General features: G+C 68.2%; 19 protein-coding genes. 8 read left to right on the top strand and 11 right to left on the bottom strand.

The window, feature by feature from the left end; genetic code table 11:
• The 3 genes from BUE42_RS03535 to BUE42_RS03525 all read right to left on the bottom strand — a co-directional run.
• The coding region (locus tag BUE42_RS03535; RefSeq protein ID WP_143171281.1) for a discoidin domain-containing protein at nucleotides 1-556 on the bottom strand (556 nt) is incomplete at its 3' end.
• Between the two features lie 333 nt (nucleotides 557-889).
• Nucleotides 890-1,861 (bottom strand): LysR family transcriptional regulator, encoded by a 972-nt coding sequence (locus BUE42_RS03530; protein WP_073462746.1) that lies wholly within the window; start codon nucleotides 1,859-1,861, stop codon nucleotides 890-892.
• On the bottom strand, nucleotides 1,839-2,711 hold the full coding sequence (locus tag BUE42_RS03525) for a class II glutamine amidotransferase (RefSeq protein WP_073462744.1): 873 nt from the start codon (nucleotides 2,709-2,711) through the stop codon (nucleotides 1,839-1,841). Before BUE42_RS03525 ends, BUE42_RS03530 begins: the two co-directional genes overlap by 23 nt.
• A 50-nt stretch (nucleotides 2,712-2,761) precedes the next feature.
• Here BUE42_RS03525 and BUE42_RS03520 point away from each other — a divergent pair, with 50 nt between their 5' ends.
• Nucleotides 2,762-3,784: a septal ring lytic transglycosylase RlpA family protein gene (locus BUE42_RS03520; RefSeq protein ID WP_083613850.1), complete on the top strand. Its 1,023-nt coding sequence runs from the start codon at nucleotides 2,762-2,764 to the stop codon at nucleotides 3,782-3,784.
• 14 nt (nucleotides 3,785-3,798) lie between these two features.
• On the opposite strand, the gene BUE42_RS03515 is transcribed toward BUE42_RS03520, so the two are convergent.
• From BUE42_RS03515 to BUE42_RS03500, 4 genes are read right to left on the bottom strand one after another with little or no spacing between them, the layout of a single operon-like run.
• Nucleotides 3,799-4,584: an SDR family oxidoreductase gene (locus BUE42_RS03515; protein ID WP_073462807.1), complete on the bottom strand. Its 786-nt coding sequence runs from the start codon at nucleotides 4,582-4,584 to the stop codon at nucleotides 3,799-3,801.
• A complete protein-coding gene (locus BUE42_RS03510) occupies nucleotides 4,577-5,578 on the bottom strand; it encodes an FHA domain-containing protein (RefSeq protein ID WP_073462742.1) in 1,002 nt (333 codons plus the stop codon). Before BUE42_RS03510 ends, BUE42_RS03515 begins: the two co-directional genes overlap by 8 nt.
• Nucleotides 5,560-6,921: a S1 family peptidase gene (locus BUE42_RS03505; RefSeq protein ID WP_235002053.1), complete on the bottom strand. Its 1,362-nt coding sequence runs from the start codon at nucleotides 6,919-6,921 to the stop codon at nucleotides 5,560-5,562. The genes BUE42_RS03510 and BUE42_RS03505 overlap by 19 nt, the downstream gene beginning before the upstream one ends.
• Nucleotides 6,922-6,977: 56 nt before the next feature.
• A complete protein-coding gene (locus BUE42_RS03500; protein ID WP_073462739.1) occupies nucleotides 6,978-8,906 on the bottom strand; it encodes a hypothetical protein in 1,929 nt (642 codons plus the stop codon).
• Nucleotides 8,907-9,137: 231 nt separating this feature from the next.
• Between BUE42_RS03500 and BUE42_RS03495 the strand changes: the two genes are divergently transcribed.
• Genes BUE42_RS03495 through BUE42_RS03485 form a run of 3 tightly spaced genes read left to right on the top strand, consistent with a single transcriptional unit; the run spans nucleotide 9,138 to nucleotide 11,807 of the window.
• Nucleotides 9,138-10,172 (top strand): ABC transporter substrate-binding protein, encoded by a 1,035-nt coding sequence (locus tag BUE42_RS03495; protein ID WP_073462737.1) that lies wholly within the window; start codon nucleotides 9,138-9,140, stop codon nucleotides 10,170-10,172.
• A complete protein-coding gene (locus BUE42_RS03490) occupies nucleotides 10,169-10,975 on the top strand; it encodes an ABC transporter ATP-binding protein (RefSeq protein WP_073462735.1) in 807 nt (268 codons plus the stop codon). The genes BUE42_RS03495 and BUE42_RS03490 overlap by 4 nt, the downstream gene beginning before the upstream one ends.
• Nucleotides 10,976-10,979: 4 nt before the next feature.
• Nucleotides 10,980-11,807 carry an ABC transporter permease gene (locus tag BUE42_RS03485; RefSeq protein ID WP_073462733.1) on the top strand — a complete coding sequence of 276 codons (828 nt, stop codon included), beginning with the start codon at nucleotides 10,980-10,982 and terminating at the stop codon, nucleotides 11,805-11,807.
• Nucleotides 11,808-11,814: 7 nt separating this feature from the next.
• On the opposite strand, the gene BUE42_RS03480 is transcribed toward BUE42_RS03485, so the two are convergent.
• Entirely contained in the window at nucleotides 11,815-13,821 is a 2,007-nt protein-coding gene (locus BUE42_RS03480; RefSeq protein WP_073462731.1) for an alpha/beta hydrolase family protein, read from the bottom strand.
• 218 nt (nucleotides 13,822-14,039) lie between these two features.
• Between BUE42_RS03480 and BUE42_RS03475 the strand changes: the two genes are divergently transcribed.
• The gene (locus tag BUE42_RS03475) at nucleotides 14,040-14,738 is read left to right on the top strand and encodes a peptidylprolyl isomerase (protein ID WP_083613848.1); all 699 of its coding nucleotides are present in this window, start codon (nucleotides 14,040-14,042) and stop codon (nucleotides 14,736-14,738) included.
• Nucleotides 14,739-14,741: 3 nt separating this feature from the next.
• Here the strand turns inward: BUE42_RS03475 and BUE42_RS03470 are convergent, their stop codons facing one another.
• Nucleotides 14,742-16,262, bottom strand: a complete 1,521-nt coding sequence (locus BUE42_RS03470; protein WP_073462729.1) for a CoA-acylating methylmalonate-semialdehyde dehydrogenase — start codon at nucleotides 16,260-16,262, stop codon at nucleotides 14,742-14,744.
• 101 nt (nucleotides 16,263-16,363) lie between these two features.
• Between BUE42_RS03470 and BUE42_RS03465 the strand changes: the two genes are divergently transcribed.
• Both BUE42_RS03465 and BUE42_RS03460 read left to right on the top strand, forming a co-directional pair.
• Nucleotides 16,364-17,362, top strand: a complete 999-nt coding sequence (locus BUE42_RS03465) for a LysR family transcriptional regulator (RefSeq protein WP_073462727.1) — start codon at nucleotides 16,364-16,366, stop codon at nucleotides 17,360-17,362.
• Nucleotides 17,349-17,762 (top strand): PaaI family thioesterase, encoded by a 414-nt coding sequence (locus BUE42_RS03460; protein WP_073462725.1) that lies wholly within the window; start codon nucleotides 17,349-17,351, stop codon nucleotides 17,760-17,762. The genes BUE42_RS03465 and BUE42_RS03460 overlap by 14 nt, the downstream gene beginning before the upstream one ends.
• A gap of 324 nt (nucleotides 17,763-18,086) precedes the next feature.
• Here the strand turns inward: BUE42_RS03460 and BUE42_RS03455 are convergent, their stop codons facing one another.
• Entirely contained in the window at nucleotides 18,087-19,676 is a 1,590-nt protein-coding gene (locus BUE42_RS03455) for an anti-phage dCTP deaminase (protein ID WP_083613847.1), read from the bottom strand.
• A gap of 646 nt (nucleotides 19,677-20,322) precedes the next feature.
• Here BUE42_RS03455 and BUE42_RS03450 point away from each other — a divergent pair.
• Nucleotides 20,323-21,009: a YecA/YgfB family protein gene (locus BUE42_RS03450; protein WP_083613853.1), complete on the top strand. Its 687-nt coding sequence runs from the start codon at nucleotides 20,323-20,325 to the stop codon at nucleotides 21,007-21,009.
• On the opposite strand, the gene BUE42_RS03445 is transcribed toward BUE42_RS03450, so the two are convergent.
• Nucleotides 21,006-22,313 (bottom strand): Hsp70 family protein, encoded by a 1,308-nt coding sequence (locus tag BUE42_RS03445; protein WP_073462719.1) that lies wholly within the window; start codon nucleotides 22,311-22,313, stop codon nucleotides 21,006-21,008. The genes BUE42_RS03450 and BUE42_RS03445 overlap by 4 nt on opposite strands.
• Nucleotides 22,314-22,362: the final 49 nt, after the last annotated feature.

Genomic DNA, 22,362 nt, shown 5'->3' with positions numbered 1-22,362 from the left:
AGGTGGCGCCGTCGTCGGAGACGAGGATCGAATATTCCTTGGCGTACGCGGCTTCCCACACCAGCTTCAGGTAGCCGATCTGGGTCTTGGCGCCGAAGTCGAACTGGATCCAGTTGGTGTCGGACTGCGAGCTTTCCCAGCGGCTGTCCTGGGTGGCCTTGCCGTCGATGGCCTTGTCGGCGGTGTTGCCGCCGTTGGCGGTCAACGCGGTGGCCTTGACCGGCACGACGGCGACGCCGGGCTTGCTCATGTCGACGCCGGCGGGCAGTTGCTGCGCGGGCGTCGGGGCCGGCGCGGCGGGGGCACCGCCGGACGGCAGCGACGGGGGCGCCGGCACCGGCGCGGGTTCGTTGACCGGCGGATTCGGATCACTGGCCGGCGGCTGGGCCGGCGATTGCGGCGAAGGCGCGCCGACCGGGCTCGGTGCCGAAGCGGACGAGGAATCCGCATCCTTGCCGCCGCATCCGCTGAGAACGGCCGCTGCGAGGAAGAGGGAACCCAGTGCGACCAGCGCTGTGCGCGGCCGGTTCGGTTCTTCGGAAATCGGGTGGTTCATGTTCACAGGTCCTTTGATCGTCCGTTGGCTTGGGGCTGCGGTATCGAGAACTTCACCAATCCTCAGCGCCAGGTGCATGCGTGAAATGGTGCGCAGGTTTGATGCCAGCACCACGGCCGGTGCACGGTGGTAGAACCGGTTCCACCGAGTGTGTGTTGCGGCGCCAGGGGGCACGCGGTCTTGCGGCCGGGCCGGCGCCTTGCAAGGCCGAAGACAGATCGATACAAGTCCGACCGATTGGGGTTGCCAGGGAACAATTTGTGGCAGGCTTCACGGCAATGCCTACCAGACCGGCTGTGCGATGGGACTGATCCAGTTCTCGACGCGACGCTCTCAGGCCACGACGTCGCTGAGCAGCAGCGCGCCGCGCCCGGCCGAGGTGGCCGGCGGGTGGCGAGGCTCCTCCGGCAGTTCGGCGGTCTGGTCCCAGATGGCATTCGCCACGGCGGTTGCAGGGCTGGTGTGTGTCGCGCAACGCGGCCGCACCATCAGCACGTCGATCGCCGAGGTCCAGCGCGGCTGGGCACACAGCAGCTCGCCGGCACGCAGCTCCTCGCTCACCATCGATTCATAGGCCAGTCCGAGCCCGAGGCCCTGGGCCACCAGCGCGCGCAGCGCGAGCATGCTTTCGGCGACGCAGGCCACGCGCAGGTGCGGCAACGTGCGCTCGCGCGCCAGCCGCTGGCTCAGGAAGGTCGCCAGCGGGTGTCCATCGGCATAGTCGATGACCGGCACCGGCCGCTGCCAGGTGCCCGGCAACTCGAACAGCGGCTGGCCGCCGCGCGCGCCCACCAGCGGCATCAGCCGGTCGCGCGCGACCCGCTTGGCGTGGAACAACTCCGGCATCAGCTCGATCGGCGCACGCGGGTCCTGGGCCACCACCCACAACAGCGACTGGCCTGACAGCAGCTCGGCGCGTGCATGGCGTTCGTCGCGGCTGACCGCGCGCAACGGCGTGTCGGGGAACTGGCGCCGGATGCGCCCGAGCAGCAGCGGCAACAGGCCGGCCTCGAAGCCGTCGGAGGTCGCGATCGTCACGGTGTGCGGGCCGCAGGACGGCTCGCGGTGCTGCGCGGCGTCGAACATCGAGCGCAGTCCGATCGCCAGCGGCGTGAACCGGCGCCCCGCGGCCGTCAGCAGCAAGGGCTGCGCGAGGCGGTCGAACAGCGGCGAGCCGACCCACTGCTCGAGCGCCTGGATGCGCCGCGACAGCCCCGACTGCGACACGCCGCGGCGTTGCGCCGCCTGCGTGAAACTGCCGCAGTCGACCACCGTCAGGAAGTCATCGAGCCACCGGAGGTCCATCGGCAACGATGCGTCCCCGACCGCAATGCGTCGTCGGGGCCGGAAACATCCGGGTGTCGGGATGCGTGTGGCGCCAGACCGATTCGCCGTCGACGAACAGCCGCGACTCGCCGGTCTTGAGCGGCGACCAGGGTTCGTCCAGCGTCAACGGCGCGGTCGCGATGACGACCATGCGGTCGTCGCGGCGGTTGAGTACGCCCAGGTCGAGCGACAGGTCGCAGTCGACGAGGCGCGCGGTCGGGAACGGATGGTGGCGTTCCAGCACGACCAGCCTGCTGGAACAGTGCGCGTACAGCCCGTGGCCGTTGGACAGCAGGAAGTTGAAGTTGCCGTGGCGCGCGATCGAGGCCGACAGCTCGGCCACGACCGGCGCCATCTCGAGCCAGCCGGGCGCTTGCGTCCGGCCGCCGAAGCGCTCGCGCAGTTCCTGCAGCAGCCAGCAGAAGGCCTTTTCGCTGTCGGTGCTGCCCATCGGCAGGAACGGGCCGGGGCCGCGCAGCGGTGGATTGAAATCGCGCAGGTCGCCGTTGGTCGCGAAGATCCACGACTGGCCCAGCCACTCGCGCTGGAACGGGTGGCAGTTCGACAGCATCGGCTCGCCCTGCGTGGCCTTGCGGATGTGGGCCAGCACGATCTTCGACTTGATCGGGTAGCGGCCGACGAATTCGGCCAGCGGCGAATCGCAGGCTGGCTGGTCGTCGAGGAAGACGCGGCAGCCGGAGCGTTCGTAGAACGCGATGCCCCAGCCGTCGGCGTGGTCGTCGGTGCGGCCGCCGCGCTGCGCGAAGCCGGTGAACGAGAAAGTGATCGCGGCGTTCGCGCTGGAGCTCATTCCAAGTAGCTGGCACATGGCAGATCTGGTGTTCAATACGCGGCATGCTGTCCTCCAATTGAGGAGAAATGACGAAGTTCGATGCGATCGGCCGCACGCCGCCGTGCCTGCACAGGCACCACCTCTCGATGCTGTGCGTCGCGGCGCTGCTCGCAGCGTGTGCGTCGGGCCCGAAAACGTCGTCACGCGACGGCCCCGAGGCGAAGGTCCCGCCCGACCTCGCCCGCGTGCCCGATGCGCAGCCGCAGGTCGAGCCGATCCGCCCGGGCGGGCCGAACAAGCCGTACGAGGTGCTCGGCAAGGACTACACGCCGCAGCGCGACGACAGCCCGCTCACCGAGCGGGGCCTGGCCTCGTGGTACGGCCGCAAGTTCCAGGGCAAGCGCACCGCGAGCGGCGAGGTCTACAACATGTACGCGATGACGGCGGCGCACAAGACGATGCCGATCCCGAGCTACGCCCGCGTGCGCAACCCGGCCAACGGGCGCGAGGTGATCGTGCGCGTCAACGACCGCGGCCCGTTCCACCCGGGCCGCGTGATCGACCTGAGCTACACCGCGGCGATGAAGCTCGGCGTGCTCAACGGCGTCGCGCCGGTCGAGGTCGAGCGCATCACGTTCGAGCAGATCCGCACCGGGTCGTGGCGGCGCGATGGCGGGGGGACGGAGGTGGCTGCCGCGCCGGCACCTGCGCCTGCGCCGGTGCTTGCTGCACCAACACCCACGCCCTTGCCTGCCGCGGTGGCGACCCCGCTGCCGGTGCCGGTCGCTGCCGTGCCGCTTCCCGATCTGCCCGCGGCCTCGGCGCCCGACGCACCGATCGACTCGAAGCCCAGCCGCGCCTTCACGACGGCGGCGCAGGGCTTCTGGGTGCAGCTCGGTGCGTTCAAGCAGCGTGACGGTGCCGAGCAGTTCCAGCAACGCGTGTCGGGCGAACTCGACTGGCTCGCGCCGCTGCTCGCGGTGTTCAGCGAGCCGTCGATCTTCCGGCTGCAGGCCGGGCCCTACCCGAACCGCGGCGAGGCGCAAGAGGCCGCGGGCCGCATCCGCGAGGCGCTGAAGCTGGTGCCGCTGATCGTCGAGCGGCGCTGATCCGGGCTGCGAAGTCAGCGTCCGCCGGTCACGTCGAGCAGGCTGCCGGTCGTGTAGCTCGCCGCATCGGAGATCAGCCACGCGATCGCGCGGCCCACTTCGTCGGCCGTGCCGGCGCGCTGCATCGGCACCTGCGGCGCCAACTGCTGCGCCCGGTCGGGCTGGCCGCCGGACGCATGGATGTCGGTCTCGATGATGCCCGGCCGCACCGCGTTCACGCGGATGCCTTCGGTGGCAACCTCGCGCGCCAACCCGATCGTGAAGGTGTCGATCGCGCCCTTCGCGGCGGCATAGTCGACGTACTGCCCCGCACCGCCCAGCCGCGCCGCGGCCGACGACAGGTTGACGATCGCGCCGCCCGGCCCGCCGTGGCGCGTCGACAACCGCTTCACCACCTCGCGCGCGCACAGGAAGCTGCCGAACACGTTGATCGCGAACATGCGCTGCAGCCGCGCGGCGTCGATCTGCTCGACGCGCGCCGCGCGGTCGACGACGCCGGCGTTGTTGACGAGGCCGTGCAACGGCGGCAGTCCGGCGTCGCGCTGTGCAGCGTCGACCTGCGCGAACATCGCGAGCACCTGCGCCTCGACCGACACGTCGGCCTGCACCGCAATCGCGCGCCGGCCGAGCGCCCGGATGCGCTCGACCACCGCCTGCGCCGCGGATGCATCGCGGGTGTAGTTCACCGCGACATCGAAGCCGAGTTCGGCGCAGCACAGCGCCGCCGCGGCGCCGATGCCGCGGCTGCCGCCGGTCACCAGCACCGTGCGGCCGGCCGGCGGGCGCACGACCTCACTCATCGTCGCCACCCCCTTCGCCGCCGTCATCGCCCGCATCCTCCTTGCGTTTGGCCTTCGCGTCGAGCGTGGCCTGCAGTTCCGCCACGCCCTTCATGAAGCTGGCGGTGTCGACCGGCTTCGCGACGCGCAACGCCGGCGGGAACAGGTGGCTCATGTAGAGCTCGCTGCCCAGGCGGTCGCCGTTCTGCCAGTTGAACCACAGGCTGAGCGCCGTGCCGACCAGCGCCATCGCGACCGCCGCCTGCCGCACGCGGCGGTGGCGGTAGGGCTCGACCGCCAGCATGTGGAAGTACAGCAGCGTGGCGCCGACGGCATAGCCGAGCACGAACTTGAAGTCGCTCAGCCACGGCCACGACAGCGAGAACGACAGCAGCTGCGTCGCGCCGCTGATCAGCTCCCAGGCCAGCACCGCGATCAGCGCCACCCGCAGGTGCCAGCCGAAATGCCCCTGGCGCGTGAACAGCTTGGACAGCAGCGTCCACACGCCGCACCAGCCCATCAGCCCGACGATGGCCGAGATGGCACCGCTGCCGAGCGCGCGCACGAAGCCGTCGGGGTCGGTGTCGAGGTAGGTGTTGAACACCTCCATCGCGCCGACCAGCAGCAGCAGCAGCGCGAGCAGCGGCAGCCCCTGCGCCAGCGAGCGCGTCGGGTCCAGCCGCAGCTCGGGCGCGAGCGCGTGCTCGGCCAGCCGCAGCCGCAGGTGCACGCGGCCGATCGTGATCGCGAGCGGCGTGTCGCCGACCGCGCCACGCCCGCCGGCGTCCACCCGCTGCGTGCCGAGCAGCGCGCCGTTGAGGGTCTCGCCCACCTGCACGAACGCGCCGGACTCGTCGCGGTCGATCACCAGGTGGTGCGGTGCGACGTGCGGGTCGTCGAGCACCAGGTCGTTGTCGAGCGCCCGCCCGACCCGCAGCGGCCACTGCGGCACCGCCACGCCGTGGCGCGGCGTGCCGTCGCGCTCCAGCACTTCGATCAGCGCGACCGCACCCATGCGTAGGCCTCCAGGTAATGCTGTGCGAGTTTCATCGCGTTCGGGTAGCTGACGGCCTGTGCATCGAAGCGGCCCTGCACGCCGGATTTGGGTTCGTCGAGCGTGGCGACGAGCACCGAGACGTCGTACAGCTGCGGCAGCTTCTTGTAGGCGCGCACGCAGACCACGGCGCGCAGCGGCAGGCCGTCGCGGTCGATGAAGTCCTCGTGGCACTGCGGGCGCGTCTGCTGGTCGGGGCGGCGGCGGTCGAAGTGCTCGTTGCGGAAGCTCTGCGCATAGCGCGCCGAGAAGCGCAGCGTGCCGAGCTTGCGGCCGTCGTAGCTCTCGTGGCGCACCGAGATCGCGCCGGTCGTGAACTCGCCCATGAAGATGCGGGTGTCCATCACGCAGTCGGAGCGCTCGAAATCGAGCCCGCCGGTGCGCGACGGCTCGCTGCTGCCCCAGCAGCGCATGAAGCGGTCGGGCGGCACCGGCACCTGGTAGCGCGGGTGCGTCGCGAGCTTCCAGCCCTGCGCGATGAAGCGGTCGGTCAGCTGCTGCTGGTGCACCATCATCTGCTCGGTCAGCACCGGCCAGGCCGGCAGCGCCAGCGGCGCGGCGTCGCGCCCGCGTGCCAGCAGCGCGCTCGCGAGCGCGCCCGGCACCAGGAAGCTGACCTGCTCGCCGTCGACGCGCCGCGCGACGTTGACGCCGATCACGCGGCCCTCCTGGTCGAGCGCGGGGCCGCCGCTCATGCCGGCGCTCAGCGAGCCGGCGAAGAAGATCTGCGGGTAGAACGAGCGCTCGACCAGCCCGTTGTAGTTGCCCTCGATCACCGCGAAGCCGACGTCCAGCGGATTGCCGAGCGAGTACATGCGCTCGCCCTGCGCGAGCTTCTGCGCCTCGGGCCGGAACGACAGCGCGTCGAACGTGGCGGCGGCCTTCGGGTCGGTGAGCTTCAGCAGTGCCAGGTCGTGCAGCACGTCGAGCATCAGGATCCTGACCGGCGCTTCGCGGCCGTCGGCGGTGACCGACACCAGGTCGTGGCGCTCGGGCTGCAGCGCAGCCTCGGCGACGACGTGGAAGTTGGTGATCATGTGCCCCTGCGCCGACACCATGAAGCCCGAACCCACCGAGGTCTGGCTGGCCTGGCCCTTCAGCACGGTGCGGATCTGCACCAGCTGCGAGCGGGCCTGTTCGTAGACCTTGCGGGCCGACAGCGACACCGGCGCGGAGGCCGGCGGGTCGGGAGGGATGGCCTTGGCGGGGGCCGTCTGTGCCAGGGCGGGCGAGAGGACCGCCGAGCACAGCACCAACGCCAGGGCTTGAATCAATCCGGGAAAACCGGTGCGTGGCGATCTCATCGAAATCATTCTACGGGCCGGCCCCCGTAGCCCGGATGCGAATCCGGGTTATCCGTTCAATGGCACTCAACCGTCCCCGGGGTGCACGCGACCGCGTTGCTCTGCAGGTCGAGGCCGTCGCCGGTGCGGCCATACAGCGCGAGCATCTTGTAGCCCGTCGCCGGGAGTGCCGTGGCACCGTTCGTGACGGCGATCGCCGCCGAGGTCGCAGCGGGGCGCAGTCGGAAATCGGCGATGCGCCCGCTGCCGCCCTGGCCGCATTGCGCGCGGTCGCTGCAGACCGAGCCGCTGTCGAGGCCGAGCGTGCCGTGGGCGAAGGTCCACGCGAGGTTCAGCGTGGTGCCGGCGTTGGCGTCGAGCGCGAGGTCGAGCAGCGCTTGCCGACCGGCGCTCGTCAGGTCGGTCCACGGCAGGTTCGGCATCGCGGCCCAGACCGGCGGCACGCCTTCGACATCGACCTCGAAGCTGCTGCGCCCCGAGACCGCGAACGGCAGGCTGCAGGCGTCATCGCTGAAGGTGTTGACGGTGACGGTGCGGCCGCCGCGGAAGAAGTTGCGCACCACCACGTCACCGGCATCGCCGTCCGGCAGCGCGACCCAGGTGTCGTCGGCATTGCGCAGCGCGCCCACCGCCGGGTCCAGGCTGCGCGTGTTGCCGAAGGCGTTCTGCTGCCACAGCGACAGCCGCGGCACGCCCGCGCCGAAGCGCTTGTAGTACGCGATGGTCACGAGCGCCTGGTCGGCATTGCGCTGCACCACCTGCGCGCACTGCAGGCCGCTGACGGCCTGGATGTCGAACGCGATTGCGCGCGAGTAGCTGACGACCGGCGTGTCGCCGTCGATGCGCACGTCGCGCTGCGCCTTCGCCGAGGCATGCAGTTGCACCGGGTCGACGTCGCCGAGGAATCTCCAGGCGCCGCCTTCGCGCGTCACGCCCATGCCGCTGCCCACCGGCTGCACGCCGCCGTCCTGGTCCTGCAGCACGAAGCTGACGCGGCACACCGGCTGCGCGCCGTCGAGGTCGCAGCGGCCGAGCGTCGGGCTCAGCAGCCGCGAGCCGAACATCTCCTGCGATGCGAACATCTCGCACAGGCCCGCGGCCACCGCGCTGCCGCCGGTCAGCGGCGCGCCGTCGTCGGTGCTCATGCGCGCGCCGCTGGCGATCTGCGCTGCCAGGCCGCTGCTGCAGGCCGGCGCGCTGGCCAACGCCTGCGTCATGTTGGCGAACAAGGTCTCGAGGCCGCCCAGCGACAGCTCGCCCGCGCCGTTGGCCACGGTGACCGCGCCGAGCGTCGAGCCCTGCTCGAAGTAGAGGTTGCCGCTGCCCAGGCGCGGCGTGATCTGCACGAAGGCCTTGTCGTCGACGCCGGTCGTCACGCCGACGGCATCGAGCACCTTGTCGTAGCCGCTGCGCGAGCCGGCCGACAGCGCGCCGGTGATGAAGTCGAAATTGCCGGCGACGTTGCCGCTGAGCACGCCCGACAGGCCGGCCCGCAGCTGGGTCTGCGCGCCCGCGACGGCATTCGCATCGAGCACGCTGCTGCTGCCCGCCATCAGCTCGACCGGCGCCTGGCCGGCCGCCAGCAACACGGTGGCGCTGGTCAGCGGCGTCACGTTGGCCGTGCCCGGGCCTTGCGCGACCGAGTACAGGCATTGGTAGTTCGCGCCGGCATAGCCACAGGCCTCGATGCGGAACGGCGCCTTGCCGGTCAGCTCGGGCACCGTGAAGCTGCCGTCGGCGCCGACCGCGATGTCATGTGCGACGAGCACGCCGTCGGCGTCCAGGATGCGCAGCGTGCCGCCGGTGATCGGCGCGCCCACCGCGACCGAGCCGCTGAGCTGCGTGGTCGGGGTGACGGTCACCGGCGTGGTGCTCTGCGACGACGGCGAGCCGCCGCAGGCGGCCAGCGCGAGCAGGGTCAGCGTGGAGAGTGACTGGGCGCCGAGCCCGATCCAGGAAGTTGAACGGCGGGATCTGAGGTTCATGGCGCTCCTTCGCGACCGGCAGCAACCGGGCAATAACGCACGGCGCCGTGGCGGAAGCGGTTTCCGGCGGCCCGTGGTGACCGGTCTTCGGCGTGGGCGACGCGGGCTTGAGTCAGGGTCTCCCTCGCGAGCGTGACTTCATGACGCAGCAACGCCTACGCAGCAACCCTCACTGCCCGACCGGGCATCAGGGCTAAAGTTGTCGCTTCCTCGATCCCCGGATCTCGCACCATGCAACGTCGTGACATCCTCCTGCGCAGCGCCGCCGCCGGCGCGGTGGCCGCCTTTCCCGCCCTGCTGCACGCGCAGGCGCTCGACAAGCCGAAGCTGACCATCGCGGTCGGCGGCAAGAACCTGCTGTACTACCTGCCGCTGACCATCGCCGAGAGCCTCGGCTACTTCAAGGCCGAGGGGCTGGAGGTGACGATCGCCGACTTCGCCGGCGGCTCGCGCGCGCTGCAGGCGGTGGTGGGCGGCAGCGCCGACGTGGTGTCGGGCGCGTTCGAGCACACGCTGAACATGCAGGTCAAGGGCCAGCGCATGCGCGCCTTCGTGCTGCAGGGCCGGGCGCCGCAGATCGTGCTGGGCGTCAACCCGAAGACCATGCCCGCCTTCAATGGCATCGCCGACCTGAAGGGCAAGAAGATCGGCGTCACCGCGCCCGGCTCGTCGACCAACGTGCTCGCGAACTTCGTGCTCGCGAAGGCGGGGCTGAAGCCGAGCGACGTGTCGATCATCGGCGTGGGCGCCGGCAGCGGCGCGGTCGCGGCGATGCGCTCCGGCCAGATCGACGCGATGAGCAACCTCGACCCGGTGATCACGCTGCTGCAGCGCAGCGGCGACCTGAAGATCGTCTCCGACACCCGCATCGTCGCCGAGGCCGACAAGGTGTTCGGCGGCCCGATGCCGGCCGGCTGCCTGTACGCGCCGCAGACCTTCATCGACAAGAACCCGCTCGCGACGCAGGCGCTGGCCAATGCGCTGGTGCGGGCCGACAAGTGGATCCAGGCAGCAGGCCCCGGCGAGATCATCAAGGCGGTGCCCGAGAGTTACCTGCTCGGTGACCGCGCGGTCTACATCGATGCCTTCCTCGCCGCGAAGGGCGCGCTGTCGGTCGACGGACTGATGCCCGAGGCCGGGCCCGAGACGGCGCGGCGCGCACTCGCGAGCGTCGACCCGGAGATCGCGGCGGCCAAGCTGGATCTTTCGGCGGTCTACACGAACGACTTCGTGAAGAAGGCCAACGCGAAGTACCCGAAGGCATGAGCGGGGATGTTGCACTGCAGTTCGACGGCGTCAGCTGCACCTTCATCTCGCGCGACGATCCGGGCCAGCGCTACACCGCGGTGCGCGATGTCTCGCTGACCGTCGGCGCCGGCGAGTTCGTCTCGGTGGTCGGGCCGACCGGCTGCGGCAAGAGCACGCTGCTCAACATGGCGGCCGGCTTGCTGACGCCGAGCAGCGGCACGGTCCACGTCTTCGGGCGCCCGCTGACGGGTTTGAACACCCGCGCCGGCTACCTGTTCCAGGCCGAGAGCCTGATGCCATGGCGCACCGCGCTGCGCAACGTGATGGCGGGGCTGGAGTTCCGCGGCGTCGCCGACGCGAAGGCGCGGGCCGAAGAGTGGCTGCGCCGCGTCGGCCTCGGCGGCTTCGGCGACCGCTACCCGCACCAGCTGTCGGGCGGCATGCGCAAGCGCGTGAGCCTGGCGCAGACGCTCGCGCTCGACCCCGACATCATCCTGATGGACGAGCCGTTCTCGGCGCTCGACATCCAGACCCGCCAGCTGATGGAGAACGAGGTGCTGGCGCTGTGGGCTGCCAGGAAGAAGGCGGTGTTGTTCATCACGCACGACCTCGACGAAGCGATCGCGATGAGCGACCGCGTGGTGTGCCTGAGCGCAGGCCCGGGCTCGCACCCGATCGGCGAGTTCCGCATCGACCTCGAGCGCCCGCGCGACGTGGCCGAAGTGCGCGCCGCGCCGCGCTTCGTCGAGCTGCACCAGGCGATCTGGTCGGTGCTGCGCGACGAGGTGGTCAAGGGTTATCAGCAGCAACTCGCCGCCTGACGCCATGTGGAAATTCATCAAGCCCCGGCCGGGCAACCTGCGCGCCTGGCAGCTCGGCCTGCTGGTCGCGATCTTCGTGCTGTGGCACGTGCTGACCGCGCCCGGCCTGATCCGGCCGTTCCTGTTCGAGAACGACCGCCAGGCGGCGTTCTTCTTCGGCGAGCCGCTGAAGATCTTCGGCCGGGTGTGGGCCTGGTTCGTGACCAGCGCCGACATCTACCACCACCTGTGGATCACGCTGCTGGAGACGGTGCTCGCGTTCGGCATCGGCACCGCGATGGGCCTGGGCTGCGGGCTGTGGCTCGCGCTCAGCCCGATGGCGGCGGCGATCTGCGAGCCCTACATCAAGGCGCTGAACTCGATGCCGCGCGTGATCCTCGCGCCGATCTTCGCGGTGTGGTTCGGCCTGGGCGTCGCGAGCAAGGTGGCGCTGGGCATCACGCTGGTGTTCTTCATCGTGTTCTTCAACGTCTACCAGGGCGTCAAGGAGGTGAGCCCGGTGGTGCTCGCGAACGCGCGCATGCTGGGCGCGAGCCAGCGCCAGCTGCTGCGCCACGTGTATTTGCCGAGCGCCACCAGCTGGGTGTTCAGCTCGCTGCACACGAGTGTCGGGCTGGCCTTCGTCGGCGCGGTGGTCGGCGAGTACCTCGGCTCGGCCGAGGGCGTCGGCTACCTGATCCTGCAGGCCGAAGGCTCGTTCGACATCAACACCGTGATGGCCGGCATCCTGGTGCTGACGGCCTTCGCGCTGCTGCTGGATGCGGCGGTCGGCTGGGGCGAGCGGCGGCTGATGAAATGGCAGCCGAAGACCGGGGAGACCGAGAAGCTCTGAGCCAGCGTCACGGGGCGGGCTGCAGCGATGCAGCCAGGAAGCGCTCGAGGCGGCGGTACCAATCGATCTCGTTCGCGGGTTCGTAGAGCCCGTGGGGTTCGTCGACGTAGACCACCGATTCCAGCTTCACCCCCGCGTCGATCGCGGCCGACTTGAACTTGCTGAAATGCGCCAGCGGCACCCGGGCATCCTCGGTGCCGTGGCCGACCAGCAACGGCACCTTGATCTCGGCCACCCGCTTCAGCGGCGACGCGGCGGCCAGCGCGGCCTCGTCCTTCACCCGATCCCCGATGAGCGTCGGCATGCCGTAGGTGCGGTAGGCGTCACCGGCGTCGCTCCAGGTGATGTCGTACATCAGGTTGATGTCGGTCACCCCGGCATAGCTGGCCGCGCAGCGGTAGGCGCCCGGATGGGTGATCGGCCCCATCAGTGCCGCATAGCCGCCGTAGCTCGCGCCGACGATGCAGACCCGCTGCGGATCGACCCACTGCTGTCCGGCGGCCCATTGGATCGCATCGACGAGGTCGTCCTGCATCGCGCGCCCCCACTGCTTCATGCCGGCCCGGAACAGCTTGTCGCCATAGCCGGTGCTGCCGCGGAATTCGGGTTGCAGCACGACGTAGCCGCGCGAAGCGAAGAACTGCGCCTCGGCGTCCCAGTCGAGGTCGCTGCCGCGCACCCACGGGCCTCCGTGCACGAGCATGACGGCCGGCAGCGGCTTGTCCTTCGGCGCGCCGGCCGGCCGCGTGACGTACAGCGGAATCGACAGGCCGTCGCGGGCCGTCACGCGGTGGAAGCTGCGGTGGCCCTGGGTGGTTTCGTCGATCCAGGGCCGGCTGCTGCCGATGCGGGCGAGCGATCCCTTGCTGCGGTCGAACAGGAAGTACTCGCCGGGTTGCCGGTCGGACGAGGACTTCACCACCACGAAGCGGGTCGATTCGCAGTTGCCACACAGCAGCTGGTTGGAGCGGTCGGCCGGCAAGGCGGCATCCACGCCGCGCTGCAGCCTTTGCATCGCCGCATCGAACCAGTAGGTCATCGGCCGGTCCGCGGTGAAGCGCACGCCGAGCAGGTGCCGGGTCTGGTGATCCTCGACGAAGTCGGGTTCCAGGTCGAAGCCCTTGATCTTGATCACCGGTTCGGGGTCGATGCTGCGCTTCACCGGATCGAAGGTGTGCAGCGCGTCCACGTCGCTGCCATCGTGGGACAGCACGAAGATCCGGCCCGATCCGTCGACGCGCTGAGGCTGGATGGCGTCGCCGCTGAAGCGGTCGAACTCGGCGAGCTTCTCCCATTGCCGGTCCTTCGGGTTGCGCCAGTGGACGCCGGTGCGCCCGTCCTTGGCGGTCGTTGCCACGGCGGGTTCGTTGTTCGCGTCCAGCAGCCAGGACACGGTGTTCGACGGCATGCCGACGCTGAGGTTGCGCAACTCGCCGGTCACGGTGTTCAGCCGGGCCAGGTTGACTTCGAGCACATCGCCGCGCTGGCTGCGCTGGATCTGCCCGACGGCGACGCCGTTGCCTTCGCCGTCGTGGAGCGCCCCGGTGACGAACCAGTTGTAGGGCAGGGTCTTGGAGGTGGTGCCGGTCAGTTTGCCGGGCATGGAGTCCGCCCACGCGATCAACGGCCGCCAGCCGCTGCCGTCGTGGTTGACGGCGATGGTGCCGGCGCCGCCAAGATCGAGCCAGGCGCGCCGCTGCCACATCTTGAACACCAGCCGGTCCTCGCCCACCCACTCGGCTCGGTGGATGTCGGCATCGGTGAACTGCGCCACGATGCGCGGGGCGCCGAGCGGGTCCAGGTCCAGCACGGCCAATCGCAGATAGCCGCCCGCCGTGCCCATGATGGCGGCGAGGCGCTTGCCCGATGGGGACACGATCACCTGCTTCATGTCCGGCAGGCGGGTGAAGTTCTCGATCGGCGGCAGTTCGGCCGGCGCTGCGTGCGCCGTGCCGATGACCGCCGCGGCCGTGATCGCGGCGAGCCTGGTCGCCTGTTTCTGCAGCATCCTCATGCCGGACTCCCTCTTCTTCATCGATGTTGTGTGGAAGATGCTTGCGTGCATCGTGGGGCATTCTCGCCGAGCGATTTGCCCTGCCACCCGGCCGTGGTGCCGGTGTCCGGCACAATTCCACTGCCCGCTACCCCGGGCAAGCCGCTGCGGCGGCGCTCGCGAACTCCAGCCGAGGCCGCGGCGTCGACCCCTTGTCCGACCACGAATCCGAGCGCTCCATGTCGATTTCCCGTCTCTGTTCGCTGTTCTCCCTCGTCGCCCTCACGGGTCTCGCCGCTTGCGGCGGTGGTGGTGGAGGTGACGGGCCCGCGCCCGCCCCCCCGGCGCCGGCACCCGCCCCCGAGCCGATCCCGCCGGCGCCGTATACCACCTGCAGCGATGCCGGCAAGACAGTTGCCGCCGCGAGCACGGCCACCAACACCGTCTGCATGCTGACCACGCAGGGCGAGATCGTCGTCGAGCTGTACAACGACAAGACGCCGATCACGGTCACGAACTTCCTGCAGTACGTCGCGGCCAAGCGCTATGACAACACGCTGTACCACCGCGTCGTCAAGGGCTTCGTCGTGCAGGGCGGCGGCTACACGACCGACGGCATCGCCGTGGTGACCTACCCGATGATCAAGATCGAGGCCGACAAAGGCTTGAGCAACGTGCGCGGCACGATCGCGATGGCCCGTCTCGGCAGCGCCAATCCCGACACCGCGACCAGCCAGTTCTTCTTCAACGCCGTCGACAACAGCGCCTGCCTCGACGCCGGCAAGAAGACCAATGGCTGCGATCCCAACGGCTATGCGGTGTTCGGCAAGGTCATCGCCGGGCTGGACACGATCGACAAGATCGCCGCGGTGCCGGTGTACAGCGACGGCCTGCCGGTCACGCGGGTGGTGACCTACTGGGCCGAGCAGCTGAAGTAAGCGTCACTTGGCCGTCGGCATCACGAACTCGGCGCCACGGCCGATGCTCGACGGCCAGCGCTGCATCACGCTCTTCTGCTTGGTGTAGAAGCGCACGCCCTCTTCGCCGTAGGCGTGCATGTCGCCGAACAGGCTCTTCTTCCAGCCGCCGAAGCCGTGCCAGGCCATCGGCACCGGGATCGGCACGTTGATGCCGACCATGCCGACCTGCACGCGCCGCGCGAACTCGCGCGCGACGTTGCCGTCGCTCGTGAAGCAGGCGACGCCGTTGCCGAACTCGTGCGCATTGACGAGCGCCAGCGCCGCCGCGAAATCCGGCACCCGCACGACGGCCAGCACCGGCCCGAAGATCTCCTCGCGGTAGATGCGCATCTGCGGCGTCACGTGGTCGAACAGCGTGCCGCCGATCCAGAAGCCGCCGTCGTGCCCCGGCACGCGCAGCCCGCGCCCGTCGACCACGAGCTTGGCGCCTTCCTGCACGCCGACGTCGATGTAGCCGCTGATGCGCTCCAGCGCCTGCGCGGTGACGATCGGCCCCATCTCGGCATCGAGCTCCATGCCGTTCTTCACCTTCAGCGTCTTCGCGCGCGCGGCGACCGCGTCGACCAATCGATCGGCGATGTCGCCCACCACCACCGCGACGCTGATCGCCATGCAGCGCTCGCCCGCCGAGCCGTAGCCGGCGCCGATCAGCGCATCGACCGCCTGGTCGAGGTCGGCATCGGGCATCACCACCATGTGGTTCTTCGCGCCGCCCAGCGCCTGCACCCGCTTGCCGTGGTGCGCGCCGGTCTCGTAGATGTACTGCGCGATCGGCGTCGAGCCGACGAAGCTGACCGCCTTCACGTCGGGGTGCGTCAGCAGCGCGTCGACCACCAGCTTGTCGCCCTGCACGACGTTGAACACGCCGTCGGGCAACCCGGCCTGCTTCAGCAGCTCGGCCATGAACAGCGAGGCCGACGGGTCGCGCTCGCTCGGCTTCAGGATGAAGCTGTTGCCCGCGGCGATCGCCACCGGGAACATCCAGCAGGGCACCATGCACGGGAAGTTGAACGGCGTGATGCCGGCCACCACGCCGAGCGGCTGGCGCAGCGTCCAGTTGTCGATGCCGGTCGAGACCTGGTCGGTGAAGTCGCCCTTCAGCAGCTGCGGGATGCCGCAGGCGAACTCGACGATGTCGATGCCGCGCGAGACCTCGCCCTGCGCATCGGTGAACACCTTGCCGTGCTCGGCGGTGATCATCGCGGCCAGCGTGTCGCGGTGCAGGTTCATCAGCTCCAGGAACTTGAACATCACGCGCCCGCGGCGGATCGGCGGCGTCTGCGCCCAGCCGTCGAACGCGGCCTGCGCGGCGGCCACTGCGGCGTTCACGTCCTCGAGGCTGCCGAGCGCCACTTGGCGCGCGACCGCACCGGTCGCCGGGTTGTAGACCGCCTGGCGGCGTCCGCTGCGGCTCGCGACCGGCGCGCCCTGGATGAAGTGGCCGACCTCGGCGGTGGCGGTGAACGGATCGTGGGCGCCCATGGCGTTGTCTCCTGAGGCTGTGGTGTACCGATTCAGTCTAGGAGCCGGCCCGCCGCTTGCCAATGCGATCACGGTGACTTCATTGTTCGATAATCTGAACAATGACGACCACCGACCAACGCATCGACCTGCTCTGGCCGCAGGTGCACACGCTGACGCTGCTGGGCCAGCTGGTGAGCTTCACGCAGGTGGCGCAGCGGCTCGGGCTGTCGAAGGCGGCGGTCAGCCAGCGCATCACCGAGCTGGAGCGTGCGGTCGGCCAGCCGCTGGTGCAGCGCACCACGCGTTCGGTGCGGCTGACCGATGCCGGGCGGCGGCTGGTCGAGCAGACCGGCGAGGCCTTCGAGCTGATCGCGCGCAGCGTCGTCGAGGCGCGCGACCAGGCGGCGCAGCCGCGCGGGCTGGTGCGCATCACCGCGCCGGTCGCGCTCGGGCGGCAGCATGTCGCGCCGCACCTCGAGGACTTCGTGCGCGCGCACCCCGACATCCGCGTCGAGCTCGACCTGTCGGATCGCCTGGTCACGTTGGCGCACGAAGGCTTCGACCTGGCGGTGCGGCACACCAGCGCGCCGCCGGAGAACCATGTGGCGTGGAAGCTCTGCGCTTCGCGTGCGCTGCTGGTGGCGAGCCGGGCCTACCTGAAGCGGCAGGGCACGCCCAAGTCGCCGGCCGACCTCGCCGGCCACGCCTGCCTGACCTACCTGCGGCCCGGCCCGGCGGTGTGGCAGTTCGAGCGCAGCGCGCACGGGGACGAGCCCGAGCCGCAGCGGCTGAGCGTCGTCGCGCAGGGGCCGCTGCGGGCCGGCAACAGCGAGGTGCTGCGCGACGCGGCGCTGGCCGGCCTCGGCATCGCGCTGGTGCCGGATTTCAGCGCGGCCGCGGCCTTGCGCGCCGGCAAGCTGCGCGAGGTGCTGCCGCAGTGGCGGCCGGTCGGCTTCTTCGGCGATGCGGTCTATGCGATGCGGCCGTGGAGCCCGAGCACGCCGAAGGCGGTGCAGGCGCTGGTGGCGCACCTGCGCGCAGCGCTGGCCGGCGGTTTCGGCGAGGTCTCGCTACAGTCGACGCCTGACTTGCTGGAGGGAAACCATGCTGCGCCCTGACATCACCATCGAAGGATTCCACGAACGCCAGGCGGGCTTCGCGCCCGACCGCTTCGGCGTGCAGATCACGGCCATCGCCGAGGGCCACCTCGATTCGCAGATGCAGGTGCAGCCGTGGATGCTGGCGCCGAACGGCTTCCTGCATGCGGCCAGCGTGATCATGCTGGCCGACACCAGCGCCGGCTACGCGACCATCGCGCACCTGCCCGAGGGGGCGAAGAACTTCACGACCATCGAGCTGAAGAGCAACTTCTTCAGCACCGCGAAGGACGGCCTGCTGCGCTGCGAGGCCCGCGCCGACCACCTCGGCCGCTCGACCCAGGTGTGGTCGGCCACCGTCTTCAGCCCGCAGGGCAAGAAGATGGCACTGTTCCGCTGCACCCAGATCATCCTCAATTAGATTGAGGAGTTTGGGTTAAATGTTAAAGCCCCATTATTCTGCCAGCGGGGTGCTGTGGAAAATGGGGCTTGGCAATTTTAGATGTAGATCGATTTGAGTTAATTGGCTTAGAGAATATGCCAAGCCCAAACTGCATGATCAATCTTTCGGAGGATCCGTCAGCTTAGATTGCTCTTTGTCACCATCACTCCGTTCAATAACCCTGGGAAGGGAGGCTGCCGCTACTCCAGTGGATTCTCGCATCCATTTCGGCCAATCTGCCATATTCTTCTTCGGGGTAGACAGTTGCTCCAAGAACCTCGCGATCGATTCTTGATTCATAAGTTACTCCTGGTTGAGTGTTGATTGAGCGGCGGGCTTCGCCATCTCGTCTATCTTTATATCTTCGATGTGGATGTATGTCAATACAATTCTCTGTATTCTTGGGCGTGCAGCGATAGCCTCGTCGCCAAGGATCCTTCCATCCTTAGATTTTCTCTCGCCATTCAATGAAAAATAATCCATGTAACGACGAGGGGCTACGCCAACAAACGCTCGGAAATTGGCTCTCTTTGGAGAGGGCTCATTCGGTTCGATGCTAATTGAATCCGCAAACAATTGGTCGGTTCGACTCTTTTCATATGGTTCAATAAAGACGACTTCCGCGATGCCGCTCGCTACAATGTGACGCGCGCATATGTGACAAGGAAACGTTGTGCAAAATAATCGTGTGTTTTGAAGCGCGGATCCCACGCGCGCAGCCTGCGAGATTGCTGCCATTTCCGCATGAACGGCACGACCGAATTCAATAACATCAAACAAGCGTGAATCTCTGAAAAATGGATCCTCTCCATACAAAGAGGTTTTCGCCAGTTCGCTATCCGATTTGCGGAGCACTGCAGGCGACAGCCAGCCTTTAGTTCGTAGCCGCCGCACGGCATCTTCCACTAGTTCAGTCTTTATTAGCACATTTGAATCGTGACCCAGTTCATAGTCGCGAGCCAAGCCTTCGTCTCCGGCCCAGTAGAGACCTCCCCCAAACTTTGGGACTTCGTTGCACCCCGTCGCAACAATCTCTCCGTCAACGGAAATGATCGCTGCGCCCACTTGGCGTGACAGGTCAAGCGACCGTACGGCCGACGCTTGCGCGAAAAACATTCCCTGCTCATCTCGCGTGGGAGAAATATATGGATCACCAAAGGTCAGGCGAACCAGTCGTCGTAACTGAACATCTACTTCGCTTCTGGAGGCGCTGGTGAGAAAGAAATCCGCGAGGGGGAAGGTTCTGCCAAGCTGTTGACCAAGTTTTCCGTCCTCTTCGTAGTCTCTAGTAATCAGACGAACCGCGAGTTCTTCATCGCTCTGCTTGTCCGATAGTCCACATCCACGAAAATTCCTAGAGAGATTTTCGATCCTGGCTCCTCTTGGGGCGTAAACCGAAATAAGCGTAAATGCCTTTCCGTAAGTGTCTCTGAATAGGGTGATTTCTTCAGGTCTTTTGAAGGATCTGACAATGTAGGCTATGCCTTTCTTGGCTGGTATTTTTTCGTCGCCCGTAATTTCCTTTCGAAAGGCTCGAATCTTTGCCATACCTAGCCGGCCTATGATGTCGGCTTGCTCGGTATCTCGGCGAAGGCTTGTTCCTTCTGTCATCAATGTATCGATACGCTCATACTCATTCTTCCAGCTCGGATTTCGTCCGATGAATGGAAAGATAAGATCGCTCAGTCGAACAATCTTTGTCTCATAGCCAACCGCTTTCAGTTGCGTTTGCAGAGCGTCACAAACCTTCGTGAGATCTACGCCAGTTGGGCCGACTAAGCCGAAGAACAGTTCAATAGAAGCGGGACTGGCCGCAACGCGCTGCTCTTCGGTCGATGTCTCGGAGCGTCGAGCGGTCAGGTCGGAGTTGAGCAATTCGTCTTCTGCTGCCATAGGTCCTCCTTGAGAGATTCACTGTACGAGCGACGACAGATTTTTCTATGCTAGCAAACGAGATAATTTAATAGTGAGCGAGCGGGTTTCCTGAAGGCCAATCTTCTGAAGCTTGGTTCGATGTGATTGTTCCATTGCAATGCGTCGCGCACATGGAACGAAAGGTTGATCTGGCGAGGCGAGGGCCATTGAGAGAGCCGCGCACGCCAAAAAAAAGCCCACCCCGTGAAGGGTGGGCTGGAAGTCCTCAAGAGAGAGGACGTCGTTGGGATCGTTGCGGCCGGTCGCCTGTGGTTCTGGTGTGGGCCCCGGCTTGCTGCAATGGTTGGTATCGCGTGGTTTGGTTTTCAAACCCGTGTGACAGCATGGGCGGACTGTAGGAGGACGAAAACGTTTGGGCCATCCCCAAAACGGGGGAAACGTTTTCAGGGAACTTGTGGCACAGAGGATCTGCCGGGCTCATGCGGCAGGCCGCAAACCCAGCATTGGCGCGGGTTGGCGCAAATCGGCCCCTGTCGACGCGGGAGGCAGGCCTGCTTGGCAAGTGACCGAAGTTCGGCCAAAAGTTCGCATGCAATTTCATGCGTTCGCATCCCGAATGAAGCTGTGGCGCGACGGTCACACCGCGCAGCGCGACAATCCGCCGATGCACCCGCCTTCCCACCGCCGTCCGCCCGCGCGCACGCATGCGCCCACCACGCCGTTGACCGAGTCGGAGATCGACGAGCTGCAGGCCCGCCTCGACGCGGTGCCGGCGCCGCTCGATCCGCTGGACGCCAGCATGGTCGACGGCTTCCTGTGCGGCGTGCTGGTGCAGCCGGTGCGGGTGCCGGCGCAGCGCTGGCTGCCGCTGCTGACCGATGTCGACGGCCGCCCGCTGCCAGCGAACTTCGACGCCCGCCGCCTGCACGAGCTGGCGCAACGCCGCCATGCCGAGCTGAACGACGCGATCACGCGCCGCCAGTGGTTCGACCCGTGGGTGTTCGAACTCGACGATGGATCGGACGAAGACGACGCCAGCATCGAGGCGGTGCTGCCGTGGGTGGCCGGCTTCGCGACCGCGATGGAGGCCTTTCCGGAGCTGATGAACGGCGATGCGCAGGCGCTGACCGAGCCGCTCGCGCTGCTGTACCGCCACCTCGATCCGGAAGACCTGGAGGATGCGGACGATCTGCTCGAGGAGATCGAATCGCTGGAGCCGCCGGCCGACCTGAGCGAGGCGGTCGAAGGGCTGGTGCGCGCGACGCTGCTGCTGGCCGATGTCGGGCGGCCGCTGCAGCCGCAGCCGCCGCCCCGCTCGCCGCAGCGGCCCCCGCACCGCCCGCGGCGCTAGCTTCTTCCGAACCAGCGGCGGGCGTGCAGCCCGAGCCCGGTCGCCACGCTGGCGAACCGGTCGCCGCGCACCGCGCGCGCCTGCGGAAACTCCGCCGCGATCTGCTGGGCCAGCAGCCGCAGGCCGGTCGAGCCGCCGGTGAAGTACAGCGCGTCGACCTGCTCCGGCCGCAGCCCCGCCTGCTGCACCGTCTCGCGCGCCGCGCCGACGATGCGCGCGATGTCGCCCTCGATCGCCTGCACCGCCTCGCGCTCGGTCAGCAGCACCTCCAGCCGCCGCTCGACGTGCGACAGGTCGATGGTGGTGTCGCCACCCTCCGCCACGCTGATCTTCGCGGCCTCGGCGCGCGACGCCAGCTCATGCCCGAGCCGCTCGGTCACCACCGTCATCAGCCGCTGGTGGTGCAGCGGGTTGCCGTAGAAGCCGCGCATGCTGCGCAGTTCCGCCACCCGCTGCGGGCTGTAGACCGAGTTGATCAGGTGCCAGGTCGCGAGGTCGAAGTAGACGCCGGTCGGGACCTCGCGCGCCGGCGCGCCGCCGCTGCTCGGCCCCATCGCGCCGTAGCCGAACTCGCGCAGGATGCTGGCCAGCTCGACGCGGCGGTCGAAGTCGGTGCCGGCGATGTGCACGCCGTGGTTGGCGAGGATGTCGTCCTTGCGCTCCAGCCGCGGCGCGCGCTCGGGGCCGACGCGCACCAGCGAGAAGTCCGAGGTGCCGCCGCCGATGTCGGCCACCAGCACCAGCTGCTCGCGGTCGATGCCGCTCTCGAAGTCGAAGGCCGCGGCGATCGGCTCGTACTGGAAATGCACCTCGTCGAAGCCGACCATCGCGGCGGCCTCGGCCAGCGTGGCCTGCGCCTGCGCGTCGCGCACCGGGTCGTCGTCGACGAAGAACACCGGGCGGCCCAGCACCGCGCGGTGGATCGGCGACTGCGCCTGGGTCTCGGCCAGCGTCTTCAGGTGCTTCAGGTAGCCGGCGATGATGTCGACGTACTTGACGCCACGCCCGCCGCCGACGTCGGTGGTCTGGTCGGCCAGGCTGCTGCCGAGGATGCTCTTCATCGAGCGCATCAGCCGGCCGTCGAGTCCGTCGACGTAGGCGGCCAGCGCCGCGCGGCCGAACGCCCGCGGCGGGCCGTTGGTCTCGGCGCCTTCGACGAAGTAGAAGACGGCGGTCGGCATCGTGCGCTGGCCGGGCTCGAGCTCGACCAGGCGCATCGCGCTGGTGGGCTGTCCGGCGGCCAATCCATCGGGAATCGCGATGGCCGAGTTGGACGTGCCGAAATCGATGGCGCAATACATCATGGCGGCGGGGGTCGCAACGGATGGGGGGCGCGGATTGTAGGGCACACTG

The sequence above is a fragment of the Rhizobacter sp. OV335 genome, assembly GCF_900142965.1.
Classification (GTDB): Bacteria; Pseudomonadota; Gammaproteobacteria; order Burkholderiales; family Burkholderiaceae_C; genus Rhizobacter.
This window is presented reverse-complemented; position numbering and strand designations above follow the sequence as displayed.